This window comes from Pseudomonas sp. FG98 (genome assembly GCF_057808595.1).
The window spans coordinates 39,158-46,733 of the sequence record NZ_JBMDIJ010000051.1 but is presented as its reverse complement, the minus strand read 5'-3'; the positions used below and the strand labels follow the sequence as shown (position 1 = coordinate 46,733).

Genomic DNA, 7,576 nt, shown 5'->3' with positions numbered 1-7,576 from the left:
AGGCAGATGGCCTGACCTCACACATTGAGGTGTCCGGAAAAAGTTGACCGCCACAACCAACGCAATCGCGGGTGAACCCGCTCCCACAACGGCCTGGTCAAGCCTTCGGGATCAGCGCAACTGGATCCAGGTGGTCTTCAACTGGGTGTACTTGTCGAAGGCATGCAGCGACAGGTCGCGGCCAAAGCCCGATTGCTTGTAGCCACCGAACGGCGTTGCCACATCCAATGCATCGACGGTGTTCACCGAGACAGTACCCACCTTGAGCTGCCGGGCAACCCGGTACACGCGGTTGAGGTCGTCGCTCCAGATCGATGCCGCCAGCCCGTAGGGGCTGTCGTTGGCCAGGCGCACTGCCTCGTCCTCAGTGTCGAAGGCAGTCACCGCCAGCACCGGGCCGAAGATTTCTTCACGGGACAACGATGACCCAGGGCTGACATTGGTGAAGATGGTCGGCTCGATGAAGTTGCTGGAGCCATTCAACGTCAGTTGTCGGCCGCCGGTCACCAGCAAGGCGCCCTCTTCCCGGCCACGGGCAATTGCAGCGATAATCCGCGCAGTCTGCTGCGCATCGACGATGGCACCGGCACGACTGGCCGGGTCCAGCGGATCACGCGGCTGCCAGTCCCTGGCCTTGGCGATCAGGCGCTCGACGAACTCATCGTGGATCGAGCGCTGCACATACAACCGCGAGTTGGCCGAACAGACTTCACCCTGGTTGAAGAAAATCCCGAACGCCGCCTTTTCCGCAGCCAGCTCGAGGTCCTGGCAGTCGTCGAACACCAGGTTCGGGCTCTTGCCACCGCACTCCAGCCAGACCTGCTTGAGGTTCGATTGCGCCGAGTACTGCATGAAGTACTTGCCGACCTGGGTGGAGCCGGTGAATACCAGGCAATCGACATCAGGATGCAGCCCCAGCGCCTTGCCGGCGATTTCGCCGAGGCCGGGCACGACGTTGAACACGCCGGGCGGGATCCCGGCCTCAAGGGCCAGCTCGGCCAGGCGCAGGGCCGACAGCGGCGATTGCTCGGCTGGCTTGAGCACCACGCTGTTGCCCGCCGCCAGCGCCGGGGCCAGCTTCCAGGCGGCCATGTCGAGGGGGAAGTTCCACGGCACCACGGCGGCGACCACGCCGATCGGCTCGCGGGTGATGGTTGCCACGGCATTGCGCGCGGTAGGCGCGACCTCGTCGTAGAGCTTGTCGAGGGCTTCGCCGTACCAGGCGAACACATGGGCTGCGCCGGGCACGTCGATATTGAAGGCGTCCATGACCGGCTTGCCCATGTTCAGGGATTCCAGCAATGCCAGCTCCTCCCGGTGCGCCAGCATCAGCTCGGACAGGCGCAGCATCACCCGCTTGCGCTCCACTGGCGCCATGCGCGCCCAAGGGCCCTGCTCGAAAGCCTGGCGGGCGCTGGCCACGGCGCGCTGGATATCTTCGTCGGCGCAGGCGGCAACCTGCGCCAGCACCTGGTTGGTGGCCGGGTTGAGGGTTTCGAAGGTGGCACCGCCGACGGCGGCGACCCATTGGCCGTCGATCATGGCCTTGTCGAGAAAGGTCTGCGTCGCAGCTTTCTGCCGCCAGAAGTTTGAGTCGTACATGGAGGCTCCAGACGACCGCCGTGCGGTCGTCGTTGGTTGAAGGTCGGTGCCGGGTTCAGAGCTTGCCAAGGGCGCGGGCGGTGCGGTCCACGGCCTTGCGGGTCTTGTCCACCAGTTCGTCCAGCTCGGCGCGATTGGCCACCAGTGCCGGGGCCATGATCATCCGCCCCAGAGTCGAGCGGATGATCACGCCCTCCTCGAAACCGTAGGTGCGGCATTGCCAGGCCAGGTCGTTTTCATTGGCGTAGCGCTTGCGCGTGGCCTTGTCCTCGGCGAACTGCAAGGCCGCCACCAGGCCGGTGCCCTGGACCTGGCCGATCAGCGGGTGGTCGGTGAACACCTCGCGCAGGATGCGTTGCAGGTAGGGGCCGGTGTCGTCCTTGACCTGGCGCACGATGCCTTCGTCGCGCAGGGCCTTGAGGTTGGCGATGGCCACCGCCGCCGCCACCGGGTGCCCGGAGTAGGTCAGGCCGTGGGCGAACACGCCGCCGCGCTCGACCAGCGCCTCGGCGATGCGCTTGCTCAGCACCAGGCCGCCCATGGGCACGTAGCCGGAGGTCAGGCCCTTGGCGATCGACAGGGTGTCAGGCTGGAAGCCAAAGTATTCGTGGGCGAACCATTCACCAGTGCGGCCAAAGCCGCCGATCACTTCGTCGGCGCACAGCAGCACGTCGTACTGGCGACAGATGCGCTGGATTTCCGGCCAGTAGCTTTCCGGCGGGAAGATCATCCCGCCCGCGCCCTGGAACGGTTCGGCGATAAAGCCGGCGACGTTCTCGGCGCCCAGTTCGAGGATCTTCTCTTCCAGTTGCAGGGCGCAGCGGCGGCCGAATTCGGCCGGGCTCAGCTCGCCACCAGCGGCGTACCAGTAGGGCTCATCGATATGCGCCACGTCCGGGATCATCCCGCCCATCTCGTGCATGAACTGCATGCCACCCAACGCCGTGGCCGCCAGGGTCGAGCCGTGGTAGCCGTTCCAGCGGCCGATCATGATCTTCTTGCTCGGCTGGCCGACCACCTGCCAGTAGCGACGCACGGTGCGGATCAGCACCTCGTTGGCCTCGGAGCCGGAGTTGGTGTAGATGGCGTGGCTGTAGTGGCCCGGCAGCAGGCTAAACAGCAGCTCGGAGAGCTCGATCACCGCCGGGTGGGTGGTGTGGAAGAACATGTTGTAGTAGGCCAACTGGTCCATCTGCGCGGCGGCGGCAACGGTCAGGTCCTTGCGCCCGTAACCGAGCTGGGTGCACCACAGGCCGGACATGCCGTCCAGGTAGCGCTTGCCTTCGCTGTCCCACAGATGCAGCCGCTCGCCGCCGACGATCACCCGCGGGCCTTCGGCGTTGAGCGCCTTCTGGTCGAGGAAGGCATGGATATGGTGGGCGGCATCGGCGGCCTGGTAATCACGGGTCTGGCGTTGCGGGGCGAAAGGCGCGTTCATCGGGATTTTCCTTGTTGGTGTAAAGACGCCCAATGAGCTTGACGCAGTGCAGCCCTTGCCGAAATCACCCTTCGGGGTGATGCCCGGGGCTCACCCCAAGGGGTGATTTCGAACGCCGATCGGGCTGTGGGAGCATCCGTACAGGCCCGCAACGGGGCCTTGTCCTTCGTGCCCGATCAATAACGAGAACAACGTCATGAAGCAGTCGTCCTTGCGTTCCCCTTAGCGCCTCGATCCAGCGCCCTCCTCCATAAAGAACCTTCACAGGGACCGGGGTAAACCCGCTCCCACAGGGTCCGTGTCGCGCCTTGAAACTGTTTCCAGGAGTCAGCAATGCATACAACAACTACAGCCGCTGCGCATTCCACCTCACGTTTCCGCAAATCCATGGGCATGACCGCCCTGGTGCTCTTCGGCCTCGCCTACATGGTTCCGCTGGCAGTGTTCTCCGCCTACGGCCTGGTCGCCCAGACCACCAAGGGCCACCTGCCCACCGCCTATCTGCTGACCCTGTGCGCCATGCTGTTCACCGCCTACAGCTACGGGCGCATGGTCCAGGCCCACCCCTACTCCGGCTCGGTGTACACCTACACGCGCAAGGCCTTCGGCGCCAATGCCGGGTTCATGGCCGGCTGGACACTGCTGCTCGACTACATCTTCCTGCCACTGCTCAGCTACCTGCTGATCGGCATCTATATGTCCGAGTACTTTCCGGACATCCACGCCTGGGTCTGGGTGCTCGGTTCCATCGCCATCGTGACCTTCCTCAACCTGATCGGCATCGAGTCGGTGACCCGGGTCAACTGGATCCTGGTGGTCGCGCAACTGGTGTTCATCGTGGTGTTCGTCGCTTTGTCGATCAAAGCCGTAGCCGCCCAGGCGCAGCCGGTATCGCTGACGTCACCCTTCTACCATGAGGGCTTCAGCGCCTCGGCGATCATGGCCGGGGCTGCGGTGCTGTGCCTGTCGTTCGTCGGCTTCGACGCGGTATCGACCATGGCCGAGGAAACCAACGACCCGACCCGGCGCATCCCGCGGGCGATCATGGCGGTATCGCTGAGCGGCGGCCTGCTGTTCCTGCTGGTGTCCTACTTCGCCCAACTGGTGCACCCGGACTGGAGCAACTTCGCCGACCCGGATTCGGCCCCGGTCGACGTGATGAACAGCGCCGGCGGGCAGTTGCTGGCCAACGCCTTTATCGCCACCTATGTCGCCGGCTGCTTCGCCTCGGCCATGGTGTCCCAGGCCAGCGTGTCGCGGGTGCTGTTCGCCATGGGCCGCGATGGCGCCCTGCCCCGGGTGTTCGGCCAGCTGGTGACGAAAAAGCGCGTACCGGCCTTCGCCATCATGGTGGTTGGGCTGGTTTCGCTGAGCGCGCTGGTGATCAGCCTGGATACGGTCGCCAACATGATCAGCTTCGGCGCCCTGTTCGCCTTCTCGGCGGTCAATCTGGCGGTGGTCAAGCATTACCTGGCCGACCAGAAACTGCGCGGTACCGCCAATTGCCTGCGCTACGGGCTGGTGCCGGGGCTGGGCTTCCTCAGCACGCTGTGGTTGTGGACCAGCCTGTCGAGCATGTCCTTCACCATCGGCCTGTGCTGGATGGGATTGGGCGTGGTGTTTCTGCTGGGGTTGACCAAGGCGTTCCGGGTCAAGCTGCCCGAGTTGCAGATGGCCGACTGACTGCTCTTCTTCAGCGCGGCTTGCCCATGTAGCTTTCCAGCGGGTCGCGCTCCAGTACGCCCTGGGCATTGGCCAGGGCGTCGATAAACAGGGAGAACAGCTCGGACTGGGTGCCGATATCGAGTTTCGCGTAGACGTGTTTGCGGTGCGACTTGATGGTGTCTTCCGAAACCCCGAGGCGCTCGGCCAGGGAGCGGGTCGAATGGCCGCGCAGGATCAACTGGGCGATGCGGCACTCGCGCTCGGTCAGCAGGGACGAGCCGAAATTGCGCAAGGCCGCATGCACCCGCTGCTCCCAGACCTTCTCGACCCGCCCGCCGATGCCCTGGTAGCCATCGAAATGCTTGGCCAGCACGGCCAGGACCCAGGGGGCGATGCACTTGAAGCGCGACTTGGCGGCGGCGTCCAGCTCGTCGGTAAAGGCCAGGGACACCGAAAGGCTCAGGCCTTCATGCAACTGCAGGATGTAATTGATCTCGTCGGCGAGATGGGAGTGCCGGTAGAACGCCAGGTAATACTCGCTGCGCTTGAAATGATCGGGCGCCACATCGCCCAGGGCATAGCAGCCCGATTGCACGTTCTCGATGCAGGCCTCGTAGAACGGATCGAGCAGGTAGAAGCCCGACAGGTACTGGCGGACATTGCCGGCTGGCAGCCAGGGACCGGGGCCGTCGCACTCGGACCAGGCCGAGGGCAGCCCTTCGCGAGGGTAGAGATAGACCGTGGACGCCTTGACCGGACCGACCTGGCCAAGGGCATCGAACAGCGCCGTGGCGAACCCGGACGCGCCAATGGCCGTGGTGACCTTGGCCATGGTTTCGAACCACTGGGGTGAGGAGAGTTGGGCGATGTGCACGGGAGGACCTTCCGACCTGGGCGACTGGCGGGGGTGCCAGGGTTATTGTTCCACTCGGGGGATGGTGCCATGGGTGATGGGGGTGGGGAATCACCCGTTGGGGTGAGGTCGACAGCCGTTGCTGTTGCGTCGGCGCTCCACGGCGCGACGCAGACCGGGCACGGTTAATGGCATTTGGATGGCACGGCTGATACCCTCCCTTTCATCTGCGACACCCACGTTTCACTTGGCAGGGAGCCCCCATGCGCAAGCTCTTCCGAGGATTGACGTCGTACCTGAGCACAGCCTCGGACGATGCCTACTGGAATGAAAAAGCCACCGAAGTCACTTACTTCCAGGCCCTGCATCAGGGCAGTGCGCCTACCTTGACCGGTGCCGAGGCCCTGACGTTGTCCGAGCGGGCAGCCCGCGCTGTCGGCCGGGTATCCTTCGATGACCTGCTGGGCGAGCTCGATATCGATCCGTCCTACCCGGCGTTGAGCAAAACACAGATGGGCAGCGCGGTCGCCATGGGCATCATGGGCGTACTGCTGGCCCACTTCACCAACAGCAAGGGCGAGACGCTCGAAGCGTTTTTCAAGAAACTGCACGAGCGCTACAAGGTCGAAGCCGGCGCCAGTCCCATCGATTACCGAATCGGCGCAAAGCATCGCTATATCTTCGGTCATGACTTCAATCTCTGGCAGAAATTGCCCGACGACTACACGTTCGGCGGTAAAGCGGTGGGGGGCAGAACGCTCTACAGCCTGATACTGGAACAGATGCAGGGTAGCTTTCCCAATGCCGGCTTCATCGGCATCCACCTCAAGGCGATCCTGCATATCCTCACCCATTACCTGAGCGACCTGCCGACAACGGATGGCCTGCCCCTGCCCTTCAGTTCACTGTTCACCCAATGGGTGAAGGATGAAACCAAAGTATTCGGCTACCGCGCCGAAAACTCGCTGATGAATGCGCTGGGCAAGGAGTTCGGCACCATCAACGCAGCAGACATCGCCTCCTATGCCCTGATCAAGGTGCTGCTCACCGGGCACCACGGGGTCATCTTCTACAACTCCAGCGCGAGCAAGGACGAGAAGGCCCTGCACCTCGCGCAGATGAGCACCATCGCTTACGGCACGGCCGTGGTCATCCAGATGATGCTGCTGGTTTCCGGCACTGCGGGGCGTACCGGGAAACTCAATTACCTTATCGCCGGCCCCTTCCTGTGGAATGCCGGCAAGACCGTACTGATCTGCAACAGGCAGCACCGTCAGATCCTCCAGGAGTACGACCGGTCGCTTGCACTGCTTGAGAACGAATCGACAACCTTCGACGACTGGGTGAAATGCCAATGCGCCTGACCGACCATGCCGATGCCCCCGATGACGAGTATCACTTCGAGAGTTCCGACGAGTACTGCGCACCCGGGATTGTCGACCGGGCAGCTGCAGCCGTTGCGGCAAGCTTGACCCTCGACGATGCGGACCAGGCCCAGTTGCAGGCCATCGTCAGCCTGGAAAAGCTGCGTCACGCCTTCGCTACCAGTGAGCAAGACCTCAAAGCGCACGGCAAGCAGGTACAGGAGATCCGCAACGCTCTGATCCGGTCCCATGGACGAGAGCCGTTCGATAACGGGGATGTCGAAAAAGCGTTCTACAAGAGACTCAACCGGGAGTATGGCTATGTCGGCTGACAAGGTCGTCAAGGTCATCGCCCTGGCTGCCGGCGCCATCGCCGTGTCACTCGGTGGCACCTTCGCGGGCAAGTTCGCCTCCGACCGGCAGGAACGCAAACGACAAAAAAAGCTGGATGAGGAGCATGCAATGCTTGAGAAAAAACTTAAGGAATACAAAAAATAATGGCGATCGTGATTGGTTTTTTCGTTTTGCTCATCCTGTTTTTCGTGGGGTCGTTCAGCGTGTATGAAAGCCGACGCGCGGCCAGGCACCGAAAAATGCAGCAAGCCAAGGCCAAGATGTTCAAGAAGGGGCGCTGATCCAGGATTGGGTGTCGAA

At 63.1% G+C, this 7,576-nt stretch carries 8 protein-coding genes; 5 read left to right on the top strand and 3 right to left on the bottom strand.

All coding sequences use genetic code 11. From position 1 onward, the window contains the following. Nucleotides 1-111: 111 nt before the first annotated feature. Nucleotides 112-1,602 carry an aldehyde dehydrogenase gene (locus ACODSK_RS23395; RefSeq protein WP_489019464.1) on the bottom strand — a complete coding sequence of 497 codons (1,491 nt, stop codon included), beginning with the start codon at nucleotides 1,600-1,602 and terminating at the stop codon, nucleotides 112-114. A 55-nt stretch (nucleotides 1,603-1,657) separates the two neighbouring features. Continuing rightward, nucleotides 1,658-3,040: an aspartate aminotransferase family protein gene (locus ACODSK_RS23390; RefSeq protein ID WP_489019463.1), complete on the bottom strand. Its 1,383-nt coding sequence runs from the start codon at nucleotides 3,038-3,040 to the stop codon at nucleotides 1,658-1,660. Between the two features lie 333 nt (nucleotides 3,041-3,373). Here ACODSK_RS23390 and ACODSK_RS23385 point away from each other — a divergent pair, with 333 nt between their 5' ends. Continuing rightward, nucleotides 3,374-4,723: an APC family permease gene (locus tag ACODSK_RS23385; RefSeq protein ID WP_489019462.1), complete on the top strand. Its 1,350-nt coding sequence runs from the start codon at nucleotides 3,374-3,376 to the stop codon at nucleotides 4,721-4,723. A gap of 10 nt (nucleotides 4,724-4,733) precedes the next feature. On the opposite strand, the gene ACODSK_RS23380 is transcribed toward ACODSK_RS23385, so the two are convergent. Beyond that, nucleotides 4,734-5,537, bottom strand: coding sequence for a helix-turn-helix domain-containing protein (locus ACODSK_RS23380; RefSeq protein WP_489019466.1), 804 nt, complete (start codon nucleotides 5,535-5,537; stop codon nucleotides 4,734-4,736). A 284-nt stretch (nucleotides 5,538-5,821) separates the two neighbouring features. Between ACODSK_RS23380 and ACODSK_RS23375 the strand changes: the two genes are divergently transcribed. From ACODSK_RS23375 to ACODSK_RS23360, 4 genes are read left to right on the top strand one after another with little or no spacing between them, the layout of a single operon-like run. Then, nucleotides 5,822-6,922 carry a hypothetical protein gene (locus tag ACODSK_RS23375; RefSeq protein WP_489019461.1) on the top strand — a complete coding sequence of 367 codons (1,101 nt, stop codon included), beginning with the start codon at nucleotides 5,822-5,824 and terminating at the stop codon, nucleotides 6,920-6,922. Beyond that, the gene (locus ACODSK_RS23370; RefSeq protein WP_489019460.1) at nucleotides 6,913-7,254 is read left to right on the top strand and encodes a hypothetical protein; all 342 of its coding nucleotides are present in this window, start codon (nucleotides 6,913-6,915) and stop codon (nucleotides 7,252-7,254) included. The genes ACODSK_RS23375 and ACODSK_RS23370 overlap by 10 nt, the downstream gene beginning before the upstream one ends. Then, entirely contained in the window at nucleotides 7,244-7,420 is a 177-nt protein-coding gene (locus ACODSK_RS23365) for a hypothetical protein (RefSeq protein ID WP_489019459.1), read from the top strand. The genes ACODSK_RS23370 and ACODSK_RS23365 overlap by 11 nt, the downstream gene beginning before the upstream one ends. Further along, complete coding sequence (locus ACODSK_RS23360; RefSeq protein ID WP_489019458.1) at nucleotides 7,420-7,557, top strand: hypothetical protein; 138 nt, start codon at nucleotides 7,420-7,422, stop codon at nucleotides 7,555-7,557. The genes ACODSK_RS23365 and ACODSK_RS23360 overlap by 1 nt, the downstream gene beginning before the upstream one ends. Nucleotides 7,558-7,576: the final 19 nt, after the last annotated feature.

Bases quoted from the DNA above. Each gene is read 5' to 3' on its own strand.
- ACODSK_RS23395 (WP_489019464.1), bottom strand. From the start codon at position 1,602: ATGTACGACTCAAACTTCTGGCGGCAGAAAGCTGCGACGCAGACCTTT.
- ACODSK_RS23390 (WP_489019463.1), bottom strand. From the start codon at position 3,040: ATGAACGCGCCTTTCGCCCCGCAACGCCAGACCCGTGATTACCAGGCC.
- ACODSK_RS23385 (WP_489019462.1), top strand. From the start codon at position 3,374: ATGCATACAACAACTACAGCCGCTGCGCATTCCACCTCACGTTTCCGC.
- ACODSK_RS23380 (WP_489019466.1), bottom strand. From the start codon at position 5,537: ATGGCCAAGGTCACCACGGCCATTGGCGCGTCCGGGTTCGCCACGGCG.
- ACODSK_RS23375 (WP_489019461.1), top strand. From the start codon at position 5,822: ATGCGCAAGCTCTTCCGAGGATTGACGTCGTACCTGAGCACAGCCTCG.
- ACODSK_RS23370 (WP_489019460.1), top strand. From the start codon at position 6,913: ATGCGCCTGACCGACCATGCCGATGCCCCCGATGACGAGTATCACTTC.
- ACODSK_RS23365 (WP_489019459.1), top strand. From the start codon at position 7,244: ATGTCGGCTGACAAGGTCGTCAAGGTCATCGCCCTGGCTGCCGGCGCC.
- ACODSK_RS23360 (WP_489019458.1), top strand. From the start codon at position 7,420: ATGGCGATCGTGATTGGTTTTTTCGTTTTGCTCATCCTGTTTTTCGTG.